This is a genomic window from Streptomyces cyaneochromogenes (genome assembly GCF_003963535.1).
Lineage (GTDB): Bacteria > Actinomycetota > Actinomycetes > Streptomycetales > Streptomycetaceae > Streptomyces > Streptomyces shaanxiensis.
The window spans coordinates 1,710,720-1,730,102 of sequence record NZ_CP034539.1; the positions used below are offsets into that span (position 1 = coordinate 1,710,720).

19 protein-coding genes and 3 pseudogenes are annotated in these 19,383 nt (G+C 70.4%); 7 read left to right on the plus strand and 15 right to left on the minus strand.

The genetic code is table 11. The features are described from left to right. Nucleotides 1–7: 7 nt before the first annotated feature. Together EJ357_RS07420 and EJ357_RS07425 are read right to left on the minus strand one after the other, a co-directional pair. Complete coding sequence (locus EJ357_RS07420; RefSeq protein ID WP_126389869.1) at nucleotides 8–1,012, minus strand: EamA family transporter; 1,005 nt, start codon at nucleotides 1,010–1,012, stop codon at nucleotides 8–10. A 132-nt stretch (nucleotides 1,013–1,144) separates the two neighbouring features. Continuing rightward, the gene (locus EJ357_RS07425) at nucleotides 1,145–1,702 is read right to left on the minus strand and encodes a Clp protease N-terminal domain-containing protein (RefSeq protein WP_126389872.1); all 558 of its coding nucleotides are present in this window, start codon (nucleotides 1,700–1,702) and stop codon (nucleotides 1,145–1,147) included. A gap of 199 nt (nucleotides 1,703–1,901) precedes the next feature. Between EJ357_RS07425 and EJ357_RS07430 the strand changes: the two genes are divergently transcribed. Both EJ357_RS07430 and EJ357_RS07435 read left to right on the plus strand, forming a co-directional pair. Then, entirely contained in the window at nucleotides 1,902–2,090 is a 189-nt protein-coding gene (locus EJ357_RS07430; RefSeq protein ID WP_175647215.1) for a hypothetical protein, read from the plus strand. A 179-nt stretch (nucleotides 2,091–2,269) separates the two neighbouring features. Further along, on the plus strand, nucleotides 2,270–2,704 hold the full coding sequence (locus tag EJ357_RS07435) for a type II toxin-antitoxin system Rv0910 family toxin (RefSeq protein ID WP_126389874.1): 435 nt from the start codon (nucleotides 2,270–2,272) through the stop codon (nucleotides 2,702–2,704). A gap of 84 nt (nucleotides 2,705–2,788) precedes the next feature. Here EJ357_RS07435 and EJ357_RS07440 read toward each other — a convergent pair whose 3' ends face one another. Continuing rightward, complete coding sequence (locus EJ357_RS07440; protein ID WP_126389876.1) at nucleotides 2,789–3,418, minus strand: PadR family transcriptional regulator; 630 nt, start codon at nucleotides 3,416–3,418, stop codon at nucleotides 2,789–2,791. Between the two features lie 214 nt (nucleotides 3,419–3,632). Here EJ357_RS07440 and EJ357_RS07445 point away from each other — a divergent pair, with 214 nt between their 5' ends. Next, nucleotides 3,633–4,532, plus strand: a complete 900-nt coding sequence (locus EJ357_RS07445) for an aminoglycoside phosphotransferase family protein (RefSeq protein ID WP_126389878.1) — start codon at nucleotides 3,633–3,635, stop codon at nucleotides 4,530–4,532. Nucleotides 4,533–4,884: 352 nt separating this feature from the next. Next, nucleotides 4,885–5,694, plus strand: coding sequence for a PhzF family phenazine biosynthesis protein (locus EJ357_RS07450; protein ID WP_126389880.1), 810 nt, complete (start codon nucleotides 4,885–4,887; stop codon nucleotides 5,692–5,694). Between the two features lie 76 nt (nucleotides 5,695–5,770). Here EJ357_RS07450 and EJ357_RS07455 read toward each other — a convergent pair whose 3' ends face one another. After that, on the minus strand, nucleotides 5,771–6,571 hold the full coding sequence (locus EJ357_RS07455; RefSeq protein ID WP_126389882.1) for a CPBP family intramembrane glutamic endopeptidase: 801 nt from the start codon (nucleotides 6,569–6,571) through the stop codon (nucleotides 5,771–5,773). Nucleotides 6,572–6,891: 320 nt separating this feature from the next. Beyond that, nucleotides 6,892–8,409 carry a glutamate-cysteine ligase family protein gene (locus EJ357_RS07465; RefSeq protein ID WP_126389886.1) on the minus strand — a complete coding sequence of 506 codons (1,518 nt, stop codon included), beginning with the start codon at nucleotides 8,407–8,409 and terminating at the stop codon, nucleotides 6,892–6,894. Nucleotides 8,410–9,005: 596 nt separating this feature from the next. On the opposite strand from EJ357_RS07465, the gene EJ357_RS07470 reads away from it, so the two are divergent. Together EJ357_RS07470 and EJ357_RS07475 are read left to right on the plus strand one after the other, a co-directional pair. Continuing rightward, nucleotides 9,006–9,608: a hypothetical protein gene (locus EJ357_RS07470; RefSeq protein WP_126389888.1), complete on the plus strand. Its 603-nt coding sequence runs from the start codon at nucleotides 9,006–9,008 to the stop codon at nucleotides 9,606–9,608. A gap of 431 nt (nucleotides 9,609–10,039) precedes the next feature. Continuing rightward, nucleotides 10,040–10,246, plus strand: a complete 207-nt coding sequence (locus EJ357_RS07475; protein WP_126389890.1) for a DUF5999 family protein — start codon at nucleotides 10,040–10,042, stop codon at nucleotides 10,244–10,246. A 165-nt stretch (nucleotides 10,247–10,411) separates the two neighbouring features. On the opposite strand, the gene EJ357_RS07480 is transcribed toward EJ357_RS07475, so the two are convergent. The 8 genes and pseudogenes from EJ357_RS07480 to EJ357_RS07515 all read right to left on the minus strand — a co-directional run bounded on the left by EJ357_RS07480 (nucleotide 10,412) and on the right by EJ357_RS07515 (nucleotide 17,470). Continuing rightward, a complete protein-coding gene (locus EJ357_RS07480) occupies nucleotides 10,412–11,446 on the minus strand; it encodes an endo-1,4-beta-xylanase (RefSeq protein WP_126389892.1) in 1,035 nt (344 codons plus the stop codon). 55 nt (nucleotides 11,447–11,501) lie between these two features. Beyond that, nucleotides 11,502–12,266: a carbohydrate ABC transporter permease gene (locus EJ357_RS07485; RefSeq protein ID WP_228473283.1), complete on the minus strand. Its 765-nt coding sequence runs from the start codon at nucleotides 12,264–12,266 to the stop codon at nucleotides 11,502–11,504. Between the two features lie 59 nt (nucleotides 12,267–12,325). Beyond that, entirely contained in the window at nucleotides 12,326–13,330 is a 1,005-nt protein-coding gene (locus tag EJ357_RS07490; RefSeq protein ID WP_126389896.1) for a carbohydrate ABC transporter permease, read from the minus strand. Nucleotides 13,331–13,336: 6 nt separating this feature from the next. Continuing rightward, complete coding sequence (locus tag EJ357_RS07495) at nucleotides 13,337–14,632, minus strand: extracellular solute-binding protein (protein WP_126399279.1); 1,296 nt, start codon at nucleotides 14,630–14,632, stop codon at nucleotides 13,337–13,339. 153 nt (nucleotides 14,633–14,785) lie between these two features. Then, complete coding sequence (locus EJ357_RS50975) at nucleotides 14,786–14,992, minus strand: hypothetical protein (protein WP_145978901.1); 207 nt, start codon at nucleotides 14,990–14,992, stop codon at nucleotides 14,786–14,788. 87 nt (nucleotides 14,993–15,079) lie between these two features. Beyond that, nucleotides 15,080–15,387 (minus strand): annotated as a pseudogene (locus tag EJ357_RS07505) (family 43 glycosylhydrolase); the annotation flags it as partial. 269 nt (nucleotides 15,388–15,656) lie between these two features. After that, on the minus strand, nucleotides 15,657–16,994 hold the full coding sequence (lysA, locus tag EJ357_RS07510) for a diaminopimelate decarboxylase (protein ID WP_126389900.1): 1,338 nt from the start codon (nucleotides 16,992–16,994) through the stop codon (nucleotides 15,657–15,659). 14 nt (nucleotides 16,995–17,008) lie between these two features. Further along, nucleotides 17,009–17,470, minus strand: coding sequence for an SAV_915 family protein (locus EJ357_RS07515; protein ID WP_126389902.1), 462 nt, complete (start codon nucleotides 17,468–17,470; stop codon nucleotides 17,009–17,011). A 284-nt stretch (nucleotides 17,471–17,754) separates the two neighbouring features. Between EJ357_RS07515 and EJ357_RS07520 the strand changes: the two are divergent. Further along, nucleotides 17,755–17,943: pseudogene (locus tag EJ357_RS07520) on the plus strand (hypothetical protein); the annotation flags it as partial. 658 nt (nucleotides 17,944–18,601) lie between these two features. Here the strand turns inward: EJ357_RS07520 and EJ357_RS49195 are convergent. Together EJ357_RS49195 and EJ357_RS07530 are read right to left on the minus strand one after the other, a co-directional pair. Next, nucleotides 18,602–18,743: pseudogene (locus tag EJ357_RS49195) on the minus strand (DNA-binding response regulator); the annotation flags it as partial. A gap of 3 nt (nucleotides 18,744–18,746) precedes the next feature. Continuing rightward, nucleotides 18,747–19,379, minus strand: a complete 633-nt coding sequence (locus EJ357_RS07530; protein WP_126389904.1) for a potassium-transporting ATPase subunit C — start codon at nucleotides 19,377–19,379, stop codon at nucleotides 18,747–18,749. Nucleotides 19,380–19,383 lie beyond the last annotated feature (4 nt).

A 19,383-nucleotide genomic window follows, 5' to 3' on the forward strand; every position in this document is an offset into this window, starting at 1 on the left:
GTGCAGCCTAGGCGACGTTTCCGCGGGCGGACAACTCGCGCTCGGGACCACCGCTCGCCACCGGTTCGGCCGGGCTCTTGGCGGGCGCGGAGGACTGCGCGATGAACGCCCCGACGAGGACGACCGCCCCGCCGGCGATCTGCGGCGCCGAGAGGTGCTCGCCGAGCAGGAACCAGGCGAGGACGGTCGCGATGACCGCCTCGAGGCAGGCCACGACTCCCGCGACCTGCGGCGACAGCCGTCGTACCGAGACCACGCCGGTGACGTACGCGATCACCGTCGCGACGAGCACGATCCAGGCCAGCAGCACGGCGGCCGCGACCGGGGTGCCGTTCATGTCGGCGGTGTCCGCGAGGACCGACCAGTCCATGTTCCAGGGGCGGGCCACGACGGTCAGGACGGCGGCGCCGACGAGCAGGCCGTAGGCGATGACGCCGAGCGGGTCCGGGGCCGCCTCTCCGGAGTCGCTGCCCTGGTCGGACAGGACGAAGTAGCCGACCTGGCAGCAGGCGGCGCCGAGCGCGAGGAGCAGGCCGAGGGCGTCGAAGCTCAGACCCGACCAGACCTCGACGACACAGGCGAGGCCGCCGACCGCGAGGACCACACCGACGGCGGCGGCACGCGTCACCGGCCGGCGCTGCACGAACCGCACCCAGACGAGGACGAGGGCCGGCGCCAGGTACTCGACGAGCAGCGCGACGCCGACCGGGATCCGGGATATCGAGGCGAAGTAGAACGCCTGCACACCGGCCACACCGAGCAGCCCGAACCCGGCGAGCAGCGCGGGACGGCTGCGCAGCAGGGCACGGTGGCGCACCGCGAGCGGCAGCATCACGAGGGCGGCGCCGGCCACGCGCAGCCACACCACGTGCAGCGGGTCGAGCCCCGCCTCGATCAGCGGCTTGGCCGCGACACCGGATCCTCCGAAGGCGACCGCGGAACCCATCGCCAGACCCAGCCCGACGCCCTTGCCGCGGCCGGCCCGACTGCTCTCATACGTACGCACCGGCACATGATGACAGGCGATGACAGGAGCGTCACCCCCTATGGCACCTGTCTCAACGGGTGGACGGGTGCCCCGGCGAGGACCGCATGAAGGAGGTGAGAGGTTGCTGGAGCCGCTTGCGCGGGGGTTCGTGCGCGCCTAGCGGGCGGTGTCGCCGCCGACGTACTCGTCACGCCGCCCGTCGATCCGGGCCCGGACCGTGTTCGCGTCGATGCCGGCGCGGTCGAGCACCTCGACGGCGCGCGCCTGCGGGTCCAGCAGGATCGCCGCGAGCAGGTCGATGCAGCGGGCCTGGGTGTCGCCGCGCCCGGCGGCGCGTCGACGGGCATGTTCCATGGCGCTCGCGGCCAGCGGGGACAAGCCCTCGCCGTCCGCCATGACGGGCACGGCGCCGGAGTCCTCGACGCTGCCCTGCCAGCGCAGGCCGTAGCCGATGGTGCGCTGCACGAGATAGCCGAGCAGGCGGGCGATCTGGGGGCCGTCGCCGAAGACGTCGTACACGTCCGGATCGTGCTCCAGGAGCGAGTGCAGCAGATGGGCCGAGTCGATCTGCCGGTCCCCGTCCCTGACCGCCCGGCGGCGGGCACCGCAGACCACCGCTGCCAGCTCGTCACTGAGCCTGGCATCGTCCGTCGGGGTGTCCGGGCGCCGACAGTCCTGTTCCTGGGCCGACTGCCGGGGAATACGGGGTTGCACAATCCCTTACCCCATCAGCCCCAGCGAGCCGGGTCATCCCCGAGGGGAAGCATCTTCGCGTCCCACACAGAGTGGACTCCGCCGGCCGGAATCTCCTCCTTACGGATGAGATCACGCCGAACGACCCCAAGGGGCGCGCGCCGCCTTGCAGTGCGCCTCGCGCGCAACCATGGCGCTGCGCCGCACGTCCCACAAGGAGATGGAGAGCAGGTGCTGGCTGGTGGCGTTACCGGCCGTGGACGGCAGACAGTACGTCTACCGGGTGTACGCCCCGGAGGACGCCCTGCTCGCCGACCTGTTCTGGGAGGCGTGGCACTGCCACGACGAGAGCGCGCTGCCGCGAGCGTGGGACGTGTTCGACGCGGCGGTGATACGGCGGGTGGGCTGAGTCGTGGGGCAGGCGACATCTGCGCGGGGCGGGCCCACGTCGGCGCGGGGGGGGAGAGAGACGCACGTCGGCGCGGGCAGGCACGTCTCCACATTTCCTGACGGCTCATCAGTATTGAATGTTCCAGGCCCCACGGCTACGTTCCGCGACACCGTAGCCCGAGACGAAGGGGTGGTCGCATGGCCGAAGTCAGCGCGGAGGCACGTATCGAGGCACCGGCCGAGAAGGTCTGGGCACAGCTGACGGACTGGTCGGCGTACGGGCAGTGGAACGCGACCCACACCAGCTTCCCCGGCGGCGGCCCCACGGCCCTCGAAGTGGGCGGGACCTTCCAGGAGAACATGAAGCTGATGGGGTTCCCGGCCGAGGTCGAGTGGACCATCGAGGAACTGGAGCCGGCGCGGGTGCTCGCGATACGCGGCAAGGGACCGATGGCCGTGACCGTGGCCACGCGCTACACGCTCACCCCCGAGGGCGACGGCGCCGCCACGACCGTGCGCATCGACGGGGAGTTCACCGGGGCGGCGGTGTCACTGATGGCGGGCAAGCTCAAGGACTCGGCCACGGCGGCGTTGAACGAGTCGCTGCGCAAGCTGGCCGGGCTGGTGACCTGACCGGCCGCGCGGCACGGACGAAGGCGCCCCGCGGAGTGGTCCACGGGGCGCCTTCACTTAGGGCGGGGAGGCCGCCGGTGCCGCTCAGTCCTCGTCGGCGAGGATCAGGTACAGCTTCTTGCGGGCGTCATTGATGACGGTCAGCGCCTTCTCGCGCTGCTCCTTGCTGCCCGTCTTCCAGACCTGACCGAAGGCTTCCATCAGGCCGAAGCCGGCCTGGCGGATCTCACCGAGGGCCTCCCAGTCGACGCCGCGGGAGGCTTCCTCCCAGGGCGCCTCGGGACCCGCCTCGGCCGCCTCGCGGCCCGCCTCGGTGAGCGAGAAGAGCTTCTTGCCACCCTCGCTCTCGCTGGCGATCAGGCCCTCGTCCTCCAGCAGTTGGAGGGTGGGGTACACCGAGCCGGGGCTGGGCTTCCACGCCCCGCCGCTGCGCTCGGCGATCTCCTGGATCATCTCGTAGCCGTGCATGGGGCGGTCCTTCAGCAGGGCGAGGATCGACGCGCGCACGTCACCGCGCCGCGCCCTCCCTCGGGGTCCGCCCCGCCCCCTTGGCCCCCAGGGGCCGGGCCCGAATCCGGGCCCACCGAAGCCGGGGCCGCCACCGCCCGGACCGAAGGGCCCGAAAGCGCCGCGAAGCCCCTCGAAGCCACCTCGGCCGCGGTGGCCGTGTCCACCAGGTCCACCGTGTCCACGCTCGAATCCATGGGAACGCATCGCAATCACTCCATTCCATCGTTGATCTGTCGCGATGCCTCAACGATATATCGGAATAGTTCGCATGGCAAGGGTGCGCGGAGGAGTGCGTGCCTCTGGGGCACCGAAAATCTCAGTTGATCTGGCCCCTGGCGCATGAATACTGGCTGTCGCTTCAGTTGATCCGGTCCGCTTCCGGCGTTTCGAACCGGACCAGTGGAAGAGCCTGCGAGAGATGACCATGCACGCTGACCAAGTGGACGTGACCACCGAAATCGTTGCGGCCTTGATCCAGGAACAGTTCCCCCAGTGGAGCGGCAAGGCGATCCGACTCCTGCCGTCGACCGGGACGGTCAACGCCATCTTCCGCATCGGGAACGACCTCTCGGCGCGTTTCCCACTGCGTCCGGTCGATGCCGCCGAGGCGCTGACGGTTCTGGAACAGGAAGCCCGGGCGAGCGCGGAGCTGGCACAGGTGTCTCGGTTCCCCGCCCCGGAACCCGTCGCCTTGGGAAAGCCTGGAGCGGGCTACCCCATGCCGTGGTCGGTCCAGACATGGCTGCCGGGAACGGTCGCCTTCGATGCCGACCCGAGCGGGTCGGACGCTTTCGCCGAGGACCTCGCGGCCTTCATCGCAGCCCTCCGGGACACCGAGACGCGGGGACGGCTGTTCAGCGGCGATAACCGTGGCGGCGTTCTCACTCACCACGACGATTGGATGGCGAAGTGCTTCGAGGAGAGTGAAGGGCTGCTCGACGTGCCCCGGCTGCGCCAGGTGTGGAGCCACCTTCGGGAGTTGCCACGCACGGCTCCCGACGTGATGAGCCATGGTGACCTGATTCCCGGCAATGTACTGGTCGCGGGAGACCGGCTCAGCGGCGTACTCGACACCGGCGGCTTCGGCCCGGCCGACCCCGCGCTGGATCTGGTCAGCGCCTGGCATCTGTTGCAGCCGGGCCCGCGGGAAGTGCTCCGGCGGGCACTGGGCTGTGACGATCTGGAGTGGGAGCGCGGCATGGCATGGGCGTTCGAACAGGCGATGGGTGTCGTCTGGTACTACGTCGAGAGCAATCCGACGATGAGCGGCATGGGGCGCCGGACGCTCGACCGCATTCTGGAGTCGATGAATCCGTGACGCCGCCGCCGACTTCCTTGCCGTGCACGGCCTGCCCGCCTCCGACCTCACGTGGGTGATGGCCACGGACGCCGTCGAAGCCGTCGGTCGCAAGAAGCCCTGCGAAGCGTGTGGGTGACGGACGGCCGGCCCTGACCCCAGGACTCCTACCGGCCCACACACGTCGGCGCCGTGCTCCCCGATGGCGTACGCCGCGTCACTCACGGCATGAAGGGACTGTGCCGTCCTGCGGGGTTTGGGTGTACCTCGAACCCAGTAGGGTGCGGCCGCCGCCCTCCCTGCCCCGAAATCGGTCCAGCACCCCTGAATTGGCCTTGGCCGCCCGCTCCACGCACCCCCTAGCGTCGACGCCATGCGGATTCGAATCGTCGATGCGTTCACCGACCGGCCCTTCGCCGGCAACCCGGCCGGGGTCCTGCTCCTGGACGGCTTCCCGGAGGACGACTGGCTCCAGAACGTGGCCATGGAGGTCAACCACGCCGAGACGGCGTTCGCGCACCGGCTGCCCGAGGGCGGGGAGGCCGACTGGGCGCTGCGGTGGTTCACTCCCCTCGCCGAGGTGGCGATGTGCGGGCACGCCACGCTCGCCACGGCCCATGTGCTGCACAGCACCGGCGCGCACGAGGGCCCCGTGCGGTTCGCCACCCGCAGCGGTGTCCTCGTCGCCACGCCCCGCGAGGACGGCTCCGTCACACTCGACTTCCCGACCGCCCCGCTCACGCCGGTCGAGGTCCCGGACGGGGTCGCGCGGGCGCTGGGCGCCGAGTCGCTCACCGCCTTCGACACCGGCCCGAACGTCGGCGACCTGCTCCTCGAACTGGCCGACGAGAAGACGGTGCACGCCCTCGCCCCGGACCTCAAGGCCCTCGGCGCCTACTCGCGGCGCGGCATCATCGCCACCGCCGGCGCCGAGGACCCCGCCCGCGGATACGACTTCGTCTCCCGCTGCTTCTTCCCGAACGTCGGCATCGACGAGGACCCGGTCACCGGCAGCGCCCACACCGCCCTCGCCCCCTTCTGGTCCGAGCGCCTCGGCCGGGCCGAACTCACCGGCCTGCAGGCCTCCCGTCGCTCCGGCCGGGTCCGCACGGAACTCCGCGGCGACCGCACCCTGCTGAGCGGGCGCGCGGTGACCGTCATCGAGGGGGAGCTGATCGCCTAGGCGGGCCGGCCAGGCATGCCAAAGGGGGCGTACGGGACCGTCGTACGCCCCCTTGCACACCCTCCGGCGATCGGGCTCACGCCGTCGGCAGCCAGCCCACCTTCCCGGCCAGCAGCGCGTACCCCACGAACGCCCCGATGTCGAGCAGGGAGTGCGCCACCACCAGCGGACCCACCCGGCCCCAACGCCGGTACAGGTAGACGAACACCACGCCCATCGCCATGTTGCCGAGGAAGCCGCCGATGCCCTGGTAGAGGTGGTACGAGCCGCGCAGTACGGAACTGGCCACCAGCGCGGTGCCCGGCGTCCAGCCCAACTGGCCGAGCCTGCGCAGCAGATAGCCGACGACGATGACCTCTTCCAGGATCGCGTTCTGCATCGCCGACAGGATCAGCACCGGGTACTTCCACCACACGTCGGGCAGCGCCTCGGGGACCACCGTGAGGTTGAAGCCGAGGCCCCGGGCCAGCAGGTAGAAGGCGATTCCGGTGCTGCCGATCACTGCCGCGATCGCCGCGCCACGGCCGAGGTCCGGCCAGGGCCGGGTGCGGTCGAAGCCGAGGGTGCGCAGGCTCTCCCCCTCGCGCAGCAGGAAGTGCGCGACGAGCGCGACGGGCACCAGCGCGGTGGTGATCCCGAAGAGCTGCCAGGCGAGATCCAGCCAGGGACGACCCGGCGCGGCCGAGGCGTTGAGGGTGGCCGCCTGGTCCTTGAGCCCGCCGGGCTTGGTGACCGATCCGACAAAACTGATCAGGGCGGACACACCGCTCGCACCGAGCGAGAGTGCCAGAACAAGCAGCGTCTCATCACGGAAGATCCGCCGCGAGGGCCGCTCGTGCGGAAAAGAATCGGCCACGGGGCCTGCCTCGCCCTGCACACCTGCCTCCTTGAGTAATCCCGCCTCATCCCGTCGCCTGCCGTACGGCCGGATCCCGGCACGAGGTTCAGCAGGGGCAACAGGGAGGGGCACCACCGTCGTGGGACGTCACAGCTTGCCCGATCAGTATGGGGCGGGCGTCGCCGCCCCCCGTCGACGCGGGCAGGCGTCGTGCCGCAGGCTCTCTGGACGCGGCCGGGGCGACGTTCACGCCCTCGAACCGACGGAGCGGCTCGCCGCCCTAAGGGGCGAGTGCACACGGTGTGACCGGGGTGAGCGGGGCTGACGGGACCCCCCTCTCTCGCCGGTCCACCCGTCCGTCACCCCAACGGCACCGGCTCCAGCAGCCCTACCGGCCACGTGTGCACCGGGTCCCCGCGGTGCATCAGCTCCCGGTACCGCCGCGTCGTCGCCGCCAGTGCCGCGTCCCGGGCCATCCCGGACTCCAGTGCCCGGTGGAAGGTGGCCGCCTGCCAGGATGCGCCGTTCATGCGCCGTCGACATCGCTCCTCGATGACGCCGAGGTAGAGATCCCGGTCGGCCGGCTCGACTCCCCACGCGTCCAGGCCGACCTCGGCCAGCGGCAGCAGTTCGTCGCGTACGAGGCTCACCGCGTCGACCTCGGTCGTCCCGCCGTACCGCCCGCGCCGCGGCCAGCGCAGCCGGGCGTCGATGCCGTGCTTGCAGGCCTCGTCGAAGTTGGCGGCCGCCGCCTCGAAGGGCAGCCGGGTCCACACGGGCCGTGATTCCTCCGCGAGGGCGCGGACGACGCCGTAGTAGAAGGCCGCGTTGGCGATGACGTCGGTGATGGTGGGCCCGGCGGGCAGCACACGGTTCTCCACACGCAGGTGCGGGACACCGTCGACGATGCCGTAGACCGGGCGGTTCCAGCGGTACACGGTGCCGTTGTGCAGGACGAGTTCGGCGAGCGTCGGTGTGCCGCCGGCGTCGAGGACGTCGAGCGGGTCCTCGTCGTCGCAGATCGGCAGCAGGGCCGGGAAGAAGCGCAGGTTCTCCTCGAAGAGGTCGTGCGCCGAGGTGATCCACCGCTCCCCGAACCAGGTGCGCGGCCGTACGCCCTGGGCCTGGAGCTCGGGCGGGCGGGTGTCGGTGGACTGCTGGAACAGCGGGGGGCGGGACTCGCGCCACAGCTCGCGCCCGAAGAGGAAGGGCGAGTTGGCGCCCACGGCGACCTGGGCGGCGGCGACCGCCTGGGCGGCGTTCCAGACGTCGGCGAAGCGGCCCGGGGTGACCTGGAGGTGCAGCTGTACGGAGGTACAGGCGGCTTCGGGGGCGATCGACTTCGAGGTGCACGTCAGGCGCTCCACGCCGTCGATGTCGAGCGTGAAGTCCTCGCCGCGGGCGGCCACGATCTGGTCGTTGAGGAGGGTGTAGCGGTCGACGGCGGAGAGGTTCGAGGAGACCAGGTCGTCCCGGTCCAGGGTCGGGAGAATGCCGATCATCACGATTCCCGCGTCGACCTCACCCGCTTTCCGGTCGGCATATGCCAGCGACGTACGGAGTTCCTCGGCCAGTCCATCGAATACCCGCCCCTGCAACCGGTGTGGGGCAATGTTGACTTCCAGATTGAACATGGCGAGTTCTGTTTGGAAATCGCGGCTCGCGATCCGCTCCAGCACCTGCGCATTCAGCATTTTCGGCATACCATCGGCGCCGGTGAGGTTCAATTCGATCTCCAGCCCCATGAGGTTCTTGGGGCGGTCGAACCGCTTCTCCTCCAGCAGCCGCTCCAGGCCCGTCAGGCACTGCCGCAGCTTCTCGCGGTAGCGCTGGCGATCGGACAGATCGAACCGACCTGCCACGACCTTCTCCCCCATCGAAGCTTCCCTCCTCGGTTGGGCGGGCCCTGTTGCCCGCCGCGTGGGCCCCGGATCCGGCCGCCGGTCTCCCGGGTCAGGTGGGATGATGCCCAGCCGAAGCGATCGATAACGTCCCGCGCGGGTGCGGCGCCCGCTAAGCTGTCGCCGGTGACCGGTGGCACATTCACCAGGCATGCGGCACGGTGCAGTTTCGGACGGTCGGCGAACTCGTGAAAAACGCCGACGAGAATTGGCCGACCGCACCCGTGGCATTTTTCGAGGTCATCGACGCATGACCGGCCGGAAATCGGGATGATTCCCGCATATCCGCGGCCGAATGAACCCTTGCCGGGTGCACCAAAAGCGGTTAGACGAAACACCGTCTGAACACTCGTCGTATAAACTCCGCAATCAAGGCAGAGGGTTGGCGCCCGAGGTCCCACGGACCTGCCGTCAGGTGACGTACGGCAGGCCTCTCTCACCCCCCTCGAGATCCCTGACCCCGGCCCCCGCCTCTCTGACCTCCGTGAGCAGACAGCGCCGTCCGCCCCCGCACCGCCCCGCCCCGCCCGGCCCTCGCGCCACCGTGCCTGTCGAATGAGAGGCGACCCACCATGCCGCTGCATGTTCCCCCGGCTCCCGCGCCCGCACTTCGCTCCGTCCTCACCGCACTCGGTTCACCCACCGCGGTCCGCGAGGCCCGAACCCCCTCCCTGCGCGCTGCCCAGGGACCCGCCACCCCTGAACTCCCGCTGCCCGTCCATGTCGTGGACGAGATCACCCCGGCGGGCGTGGCCGCGACCCGGCTGGCCGGGTGGCGCTTCCTGATCCACTGCGGGGAACGCGCGGTGGCCGCCGCCGAGACCCGGCTGACCCCCGACGGCTGGGCCTTCTCGCACTTCTTCGAGGGCCCTTACATCGCCTCCACGGAGCGTGCGCTGCGCCAGGCCGAGACGATCCAGCAACCCTTCCAGCCACGCCTGCTGTCGTTCCCCGGCCTCTACATGCTCACCCTCTGGCTGCACGGCGACTGCACCGCGGACGGCGCCGTCGGTCACCCCGACGCCACGGACATCCTCATCCCGCTGGCCCCCGCCCCGCCCGGCATCGCGTCCCACCGGCCGCACCGGGTCGCCGAACTGCTCCCGGTACTCACCCACCGGGCAACCCCGGCTCCCCTGCCTCCGCTGCCCCCGCTACTCGGCTCACCCGCCTGACAGCGCACGGCGCGAGCGCCTCCGTACCCCGCCGCCCACTTCCGGGCAGCGGGGTACGCGACTGTTCGGCGGCGGGATTAGGCTCGTATCGGAGAACAACAAAACACGCACGGACGAACCGTAAATAACTCGTACGAGCGAGAATGCGCTCGAATGAGCCTCGCAAGGTCCCGGCTCGACCGGACTAGCCCTATCCGACCACGGCGAACCATCCGAAGTGACCGTGGAGTTGGGATGAACCGTCGGCGCTCGGGATGCGTCATCAATCTGTAAGAAAGCGGTGCCGCGAAATCCCTGCGGATTGACGTCCATGGGGCAACACTGGGTTCCGACCGACTTATCAACGGGGGGCGGCCATGAACGAGTCTTCACGCCGCGAAACAGACACCACAGCCATCTCACAGATCACGACAGAGCGAAAGATCCCATCCATGTGCCAGCACCAGCCATCGTGCCCCTCAGCCAGCTCCGCCGACCGGGAGTCCGCCCGTCTCGTGGCGGCCCACCCGGAGCAGGGATGGAGTCTGCTGTGCAACGGTGTTCTGCTCTTCGAGGACACCGGTGAGCTCCTGCCGGACGGCCGGATCATCGCCCCGCACCGTCCGCATGGCACCGGCAAGGTGGTAACCGCCGCATAACGCCTGCCCGGCGGATCACGCCGGAGAGGCCCTGCACCACCGGGCGGACCGACGGACGCCCGGCGTTCTTCCAGGGGCCGGTCGCAGACCCTGACTGCGAGCCGGCCCCCACGTGCGTTCAGGGGAGGTCACTCAGCGTAGCGCCCCGATCGCCCTGCCCCCGGCCTACCTCAGCGCCTCCCTGATCGCGTAGTACGCCGGCTTCGGCCGGAGCTGCTCGTCCCACGGCAGTGCGGCGCCCTCGCCCTCGAAGAACGCCGGAATCCAGCTGTACTTGTCGGTGTAGTCCCAGACGGTGATGCCGACGCAGCGGCGCACCGCGAGGCAGGCGTCGGTCAGGTCCGCGTACCACTCGGCCTGCTGGGCCAGCTTCTCCTCAGTCGCGGGCAGGATCATCCGGATGTCGACCTCGGTGAGCGCGGTGTCCAGGCCCAGCTTGGCGAAGCGGCGGAGGTTGTCCTCCAGGGTGGTCGGATAGCCGTACTGGAGTGCCAGGTGGGCCTGGAGACCGATGCCGTCGAGCGGGACGCCCTGCGTCTTCAGCTCCTTGGCCAGGTTGTGGTAGGCGTCGCTCTTCGGGCCGATGCTCTCGATGTTGTAGTCGTTGAGATAGAGCTTGACCTTGGGGTCGGCCTGCCGGGCCCAGCGCAGGGCGTCGGCGATGTAGCCGGGGCCGAGCGTCTTGTAGAAGATCGTCTCGCGGTACGTCCCGTCCTCGTTGAACGCCTCGTTGACGACGTCCCAGGCGAAGACCTTGCCCCGGTAGTGCCGTACCTCGGTCTGGATGTGCTTCTTCAGTACGGCCCGCAGCTCGGTCGCCGTCCACTCGCGGCCGGTGAGCCAGCCGGGCAACTGGCTGTGCCAGACCAGGGTGTGGCCGCGCACCTTCTGGTGGTCGGCACGGGCGAGGTTCACGATCTCGTCGCCCTGGGTGAAGTCGAAGACGCCCTGCTGGGGTTCGGTGGCGTACCACTTCATGCCGTTGCCCGGTGTGATCTGGTCGAACTCGCTGCCGAGGAGGGCCTTGTACGGATCGTCAACGAGCTCGGGGTTGTCGGTGGCGCTGCCGAAGTAGCGGCCGTGGCGCTGGGCGAGGTCGGCGAGGGTGGGCGGCTTGTCATGGGCCTGGGCGGCCGGGCCGGTGATGGCGACCAGGACGGCCGCGAGGACACCGGCGAGTCTGAGACGGTTCTTGCGCATGGTGCGACTCCTCACGTGCGGATGTGTGGGTGAGCCGTACGTCCGTCGGTGTGTCTCACCCCTTGGTGGCACCGGCGGTGAGGCCGCCGACGAGCTGGCGCTCGGCGACCGAGTAGAAGGCGAGAGCGGGGACCATGGCCAGCACCAGATAGGCGAAGACGCGGGCGTAGTCCGCCGAGTACTGGCCCTGGAACTGCTGGACGCCGATGGGCAGGGTCCACCACGTGGAGTCGGTGAACACCAGCAGGGGCAGGAAGAAGTTGTTCCAGCTGGTGACGACGGCGAGGACCGAGACCGTGCCCAGCGCGGGCCGCGCCATGGGCAGCAGGACCCGCCAGAAGAACCCGAGCGGACCGCACCCGTCGAGTGTGGCCGCCTCCTCCAACTCGCCCGGGATCTGCCGGAAGAAGCCGCGCAGGATGATGATCGTCATCGGGAGCCCGAAGGCGGCCTGCGGCAGGATCACGCCCAGCGGGTTGTCCAGCAGGCCCATGGAGCGCAGCAGCAGGAACAGCGGCAGGGCCGCCACCGCGAAGGGGAACATCAGCCCCATCGTGAACAGCGTGAACAGCAACTCCCGCCCGCGGAAGGCGAACCGGGCGAACGAGAACGCCGAGAGCGCGGAGACCGCGACGACGAGGACGGTCGTGGCGACGGCGATCAGCGTGCTGTTGCCGAGCAGCCGCCAGAAGTCGCCGGAGCCGAGGATGCCGGTGTAGTTGCCGCCGACCCAGGGGTCGGGCAGCCCGACCGGGTTGCGGGAGAGCTGGTCGGTCGACTTGAAGCCGGAGAAGAGGGCGTAGAGCAGGGGTACGGCCATCACCGCGCCGACGGCGACGAGGACCACGTGCAGGGGCAGGTTCCGTAGGGTCTTGCGGCTCACTTGCCGTCCCCCCTCATCGTGGTGGTGGCCCCTTCCAGGTCGCGCCGGAGCACGAATCGCTGGTAGGCGAGGGCGAAGACGAGGCTGATGGCGAACATGGCCACGCTGATCGCGCTGGCGTAGCCGACCTGGTAGCGCTTGAAGCCGTACTGGAACAGGGTCACGGCCATGGTCTCGGAGTGGTGGTCGGGGCCGCCCTGGGTGACCACCCACACCAGGTCGAACAGCTGGATCGCCCCGATGACCGACAGGAAGACGCTGATGCGCAGGGTGGGCGCGAGCAACGGCAGGGTGACGCTGCGGAAGCGCTGCCAGGGCCCGGCGCCGTCGATCAGCGCCGCCTCGGTCAACTCCTTCGGGATGGCCTGGAGTCCGGCCAGGTAGAGCATCATGTGGAAGCCGAAGTACTTCCACGTCATGACCAGGAACAGGGTGGCCATGACCATGGAGGGGTCGGCGAACCACTCGCCGCCGAGGCCGTCCAGGCCGATCCCGCCGAGGATCCGGTCGGCGAGGCCGTCGTCGGGGGCGAAGATCATGCTGAACAGGACGCCGGTGATGGCCTCGGACAGCACGTACGGCGCGAAGAACAGCATCCGGTAGACGGCCCGGCCACGGATCCGCTGGTTGAGGGCGACGGCCAGGGCCAGCGCGAACGGCAGCTGGAGCACCAGGGACAGGGCGATCAGGACGAAACAGCGCCACAGGTCGCCCAGGAAGACCGGGTCGTCCAGGAGCCGCGTGAAGTTGTCTGCGCCGACGTAGTCCGACGGCATACCGAAGCCGCCCCAGCGGAAGAAGGCCGCGTACAGCGCGAACAGGATCGGCAACAGCACCAGGACGATGAACAGCACCAGCGCGGGCACCTGGAAGCCGACCGCGGTGAGCCAGTGCAGCACGCGCCGCCGGGCCCGCCCCCGTGCGGTGCCGGCGGACGGGGGCGGGGGGTCGACATCGGGTCCGGGCCGGTTGTCGGCGGACGGCAGGAACGTGGAGGTCATCGCCGGCTACTGCTCTTCCTTCGTGACCTGCGTGATCGACTCGGCGACCTGCTGAGGCGACTTGGACCCGGCGATGAGCGCGGCGACGCTGTCGTTGACCTCCTGGCCGACGGCGGGCGCGTAAGCCTGGTCGAGATAGAGCTGGAAGCCGGTGGCGGCCTTCAACTGTGCTTGTACGGCCTTGATGTTGGGATCGGTGATGGCGCGCTCGGCGGCCGGGAGCACCGGGAGGATGCCGGTCTTCTTGACCAGCTCAAGGTCTGTCGCCTCCGAGGCGAAGAACTTCAGGAAGTCGACGGCGGCCTGCGGAGCGCCGCTGCGCAGGGCGTGTCCGCCGCCTCCGCCGAACACCTCGGTGATCGTGCCCTTGCCTCCCTCGACCGCGGGGAACGGGAAGAAGCCGAGGTCGTCGCCGAGGCCCTTGCCGGCGTCGGCCTGGACGATGGGCGCCCACTGGCCCATGAGCTCCATCGCCGCCTTGCCGTTGCCGACGGCCGCGGCCTGGCCGGTGGGCGTGGAGTACGCGGCGCCGAGGAAGCCCTTCTGGAACGGCTGGAGGTCGACGAGTTCCTGGAGGTGCTGACCGGCCTGGACGAAGGCGTCGCCGGTGAAGTCCTTGTCGTCGTAGGCCTTCTGGAGGGCGGAGGCGCCCGCGGTGCGCATGGCGAGATAGGCCCAGTAGTACATGCCGGGCCACTTCTCCTTGCCGGCCAGGGCGAGCGGTGTGGTGCCCTTGGCCTTCAACTCCCGTACGGTGTCGAGGAATCCGCTCCAGGTCGTCGGCGGTTCGCTGATGCCCGCGTCCTTGAAGAGCGCCTTGTTGTACCAGAAGCCGATCATGCCGATGTCGAACGGGATGCCGTACAGCTTCTCGTCCAGGAGGTACGGCTCCTTCGCGACCGGCAGCAGGCCGTCGGCGAAATCTTTCGTACGGTCGGTGAGGTCCTCGACGAGCCCGGCGTCGGCCTGCTGCTTCAGGACGCCGCCGCCCCAGGTGTGGAAGATGTCGGGCAGCTTCCCGGAGGCGGTCAGCGCCGTCATCTTGGATTTGTAGGCGTCGTTCTCCAGCTGGACGATCTTTATCCTCACCTTGGGGTTCTGGGCCTCGAACTTCTTGGCCAGCGCCGCCCAGACCCCCTTCGTCGGCTCGACGGTGGAGATGTTCCACCACTCGATGGTGGTCGTGCCGTCCGACGACCCTCCGTCCGAGTCGCCGCCGCAACCGCTCAGTGCCGTCATGCCCACACCGGCCGCGGCGGAGGCCGCCAGGAAGCCGCGGCGGGACAGTCCCGGGTCGCCCATCATGCGCTCCTTGGGTACGGGACGGTCCGTCCTTGACCGTCCGCTGGATCGAAAGTTTCGGAAGAGATCCAGAAAGCTTCGTTGCTGCCGCACCCTAGAGACAGCTGCCAAACGGTGGCAACCCCTTGTACGCGGTGAATCTGCCGCCAACTGTCACGGCCCGGGCGGCTCTTCGGGGTCGTACTCGAACCAGTCGAAGGCCGCACTGGCCTCGGTGACGTACACGCCCCGAAGGGCTGTCGATCGCGAGGGCGATCGTGTCGGGCCCGCCGGCCGCACGCCGGGCGCGTCCTGACCGGTCGGGGACAGGGGCCGGTCGGTGCGGATCGCGGCCTCCAGCGTGACGGGCCCGTCCGGCACCGGCCGCCACGGAGGCACTGCCGTACCGGACCGATGCGGGCGATCACGCTCGCCTCTCCCCCGCCGAACTGACGAAGGTGTGTCCCGCCGGTCGAGACTGTCGGCGGTGGCGTGCAGAGTGAGCCGCCCCCGCCGTTCGGTCAGCGACCACGAGTCCTCTGGCCGACGGTGCGGGGAGATCCAGTACGGCGCCAGGCTCGCGGCGTCGAAGTCGTCCCGCGGGGCGGGCGGTTCGAGGGGATGGGGTTGGCGGGGGCCGGCTCGTAGGGGCCGCGCGGGGAGCGGGCGCGGGCGACGGAGACACTGTGGCCGAGGGCGGTGCCGCCCTCGGCGAGCATCAGGTACCGCCAGTCGCCGACGCGGCAGAGGTGCGGCGCCTCAGAATGCTGCATGCCTCGCCGACCCGGCACACGCTGGGGTCGGGGTGGAAGCCGCCGATGACCGGGTTGCCGTACGGAAGCCGCCGATGACCGGGTTGCCGTACGTCCGCATGCGCGTCAGCCCTCCACACAGTGTGGGCCGAAACATTCGGTCCGGTGGACGAACTTTACGGAGTGGACTGTAAGGGGGCGCTCGGGACGCGACGAGGGTGCGGGAACGCGGCACCTCCGGACGAGGGTCGGGCGGTCTCTCGTCCGGAGGCGGATGGGGGCCGGGATGCGGGTTACAGGCCCACGTCGCGGCTGCGGATGTCCTCCAGGGACTCTCGGCGGATCAGGAGCCGAGCCTGGCCGTCGTCAACGGCGACCACCGGTGGGCGGCCGACCATGTTGTAGCCGGAGGCCATGGACAGGTGGTAGGCACCGGCGACCGGAACGGCGAGCAGGTCTCCGGGACGGATGTCCTCGGGGAGTTCGACGTCGGCGGCGACGATGTCGCCCGCCTCGCAGTGGCGGCCCACCACGGTGACCGGGGCGGGGGCGGCGGTGCTGTGCCGGCCGACCAGACGGGGCGCGTACCGGACGCCGTACAGGGCGGGCCGGGGGTTGTCGCTCATGCCGCCGTCGACGGCGACGTACGTGTGCGCGCCGGTGCGCTTGACGGCCAGGACGTGGTACAGCGCGATCCCCGCCGGGCCCGCGATCGCCCGCCCCGGTTCGATGATGAGCCGGGGCAGGGTGAGCCCCGCCGCCGCGCACGCCTCGACCAGTTCGGCCCGTACCTTGCGGGCCAAGGCGGTGAGGTCCAGGGCGGGTTCGCCCGGGCGGTAGGCGATGCCGTGGCCACCGCCGAGGTCGAGTTCGGGCAGGACCAGGCCGTGCTGTACCTTCAGCCGGGCCATGAGCCCGACGATGCGCCGTACGGCGGCCAGATACGGCTTGGTGCTGGTGATCTGCGAGCCCAAGTGACAGTGCAGACCGGTCAGTTCGAGCTGGGGCTGGTCCAGGATCCGGGCGATGGCGTACTGCGCGTAGCCGTCGGAGATCGACAGGCCGAACTTCTGGTCCTCGGTGCCGGTGCGGATCTTCTCGTGGCCGCCGGCGCTGATGCCGGGCACCACGCGCACCATCACCTTCTGGTGGCCGTCGGGTCCGACCGCCGCGGCCAGCCGGGCGATCTCGGAGGGGCTGTCGATGACGATACGGCCGACTCCGAGGCGCAGGGCGGTGTCGAGGTCGCGCGGGGACTTGGCGTTGCCGTGCAGCACGATCTTCTCCGGCGGGAAGCCGGTGGTGACGGCGAGTTCCAGCTCACCGGCCGAGCAGACGTCCAGGCCGAGGCCCTCCTCGTCCACCCAGTGGACCATCGCCCGGCACAGGAACGCCTTGGCCGCGTACAGGATGTCGGCGTCCGGGAAGACGTGCCGGTAGGTGCGGCAGCGCTCGCGGACCTCGTCCTCGTCGATGACGTACACGGGCGTGCCGAAACGGTCGGCGACCTCGGCGAGCGGTACGCCCCCGACGGTGATCTCGCCCTCGCGGGGCTCGACGGCCGAGGCGGGCCACACCGAGAGAGCGTCGGCGGGGGCGGCGGTCACCGCGGGTTCGTGAAGCGTGGTCATCGTGCGGTGCCCCCTCAGCCGATCCACATCGCGAGTGCGGAGACGATCGCCGCCGCGCCGGTCACGCGCAGCGCTCCGACCGCCTGGGGGTCCCAGCGGTCCTGACGGAAACGGGGGCCGGAGTGCTGCCGGGCGTGCTCCGCGGCGGACGGCGTGGCCGGGACCGGTGGCGGGGCCAGGGTCGGGGCCGGGGCGGGCGCGCAGAACTGAGGGTCCACCGTGACGGTGGTGACGCCCAGAGGTGCGGCAAGGGAGCGCAGGGCGGGCTCGGCGAGCCGGATCCAGGGCTGGTCGGGGCCGAGGGTCGCGGTGAGTTTCCGCTGCGAGGTGAAGCCCACGGCCGTGCGGTCACCGATCGGTGTGCGGAAGAGGCGGGCCGCGCAGGCGGCCTGTCCCGGCCGGACCGGAACGTAGAGAGGGCCGGCCGGGAACCGATCAGAGGGCTCCGGGTCTTCGTCGGACAGGATGTCTGCCATGGGATGCCTCCGGGAGGATCCGAGGTGGGTCGGGCGAGTTGCTTGACGGCCCCGGACGCGGGGAGGCGGACCGGGGCTTGCCACTGACGCTATGCCCGACGCCCCGGGGTCCCGGACCCCTCATGACGCGATGCTGACGGCGATGGCCCGGACGCTGACGGGATGCTGACGCTGGGGCTCGTCCGACCGGGGCAGCGACCGTCAGAGGTGCGCCAAGAAGGGCCGCTCGGGCTGGCTGCGGGCCGGCCACCGGGGGTGACGGGAGGAACCCCGCGACGAGAAGAATGGTGAGGACATCTCCGGTTCCGACGCCCCCCCCGCCCGCACGGGTCATGGTGGGCGTGAGCGGCTCCCTGGGCAGCCTCACCGCGCTGTCCCGGTCCGCCGACGAGGCACGGCGGCGTGGTGCCGAACTGTGGCCGGTGCCGGCCTGGCAGCCGCCGGGCGGTGAGCTCGCCTCGCGGCGGGGCCCCCGGCGAGCCAGACGGATCTGACGGCCGTGCACCGGCGCAATGCCTGGCGGTTGCGGTTGGCCACCCGGGACTTGGCGGAGGCAAGGGGGGCTCGGGAAGGGGCGTGCCCCGGGGGAACTCCGCCGCGCGGGGTGCGTAGCCAGGAAGCGAACGACGCCGACGCCCCGGCCGATCGACAGCCGCCGACGTGACGTTCAGCGAACACTCACCGACGACACACCTCCCGCAGAACCTGACGAACCCGGCCGCGCCTTTGCTGGCCGCCCCTCGCCGAAAGCACCCGCCGACCGGCCCTGCGGGTCCCCCCGCGCCTACATCCGGCACACGCACCCGCCATCGGCGTGACGCACCGCCACGACGCCCTCATCCACCTCCGAAAGGGCGCGCGCCCCCGCCGACCCCCTGTCGTCGGCCAATCGACAACCGCCGACATGACGTTCGACGAACAGTCGCCGACGACCCACCTCCCGCCGACATGACCAACCCCGCCCGCACACCTGCCGGCCGACCCTCGCCGGGTGCACCCGCCAACCGGCCCTTCAGGTCACTTCCGCGCCTGCCGCCCCGCGCCCACCATCGGCATGACGCACCGACAAACCGACCCACCGCCCACACCGGCACGACGCCGAAATGCGCCCGCGAGAGGGCTGACGGCCCCGTCCGGCTGACGCGCGGCCGCCAGCCGGAGGGCCGTGGCGCCGTCGGGCGCCCGCGTCCACTCCGTGCCGGCGGGCCCGCATGTTGATCACGAGTGCTCGGACCAGCTGGGGGTCGTCTTCCGCGACCAGCACCCGGGTCATCGGTCAGGTGTCCTTGGTCAGTTCCTTGAGCGCGATGTTGAGTTCGAGGACGTTCACGCGCGGCTCGCCGATGAAGCCGAGCGTGCGGCCCTCGGTGTGCTCGTCCACCAGCTTCTGCACCTCGGCAACGCTCAGGTCGTTGCGCTGGGCGACCCGGTGCACCTGGAGGTCCGCGTAGGCCGGGGAGATGTCCGGGTCCAGGCCGGAGCCAGAGGAGGTGACCGCGTCCGCGGGGACCTGGGAGGGCTTGACGGTGTACCCGGACACCGAGTTCTCCTTGACGACCTTCGCCTGCGCCTCCTTCACCCACTTGATCAGCTCCGGGTTGTCTCCGGAACGGTTGGTGGCACCGGAAAGGATCAGCTTGTACTGGGTGTTGACCGAGTTCTCCCCCAGTCCGTTCGCCGGTCGGGGCTGGAAGTAGTCCAGGCTGTAGCCCTGTTGGCCGATCAGCGAGGAGCCGACGACCTTGCCGTCCGCCTTGACCTCCGAGCCGTTCGCCTTGTTGTGGAACAGCCCCTGGGCGATGCCGGTGACCACCAGCGGATAGATGACGCCGGTCACCAGGGTCAGCGCGAGGAGGGCGCGCAGGCCCGCCCCGAGCAGCCGGGCCGTGTTCGTAACCGAGTTGTTCATGGGG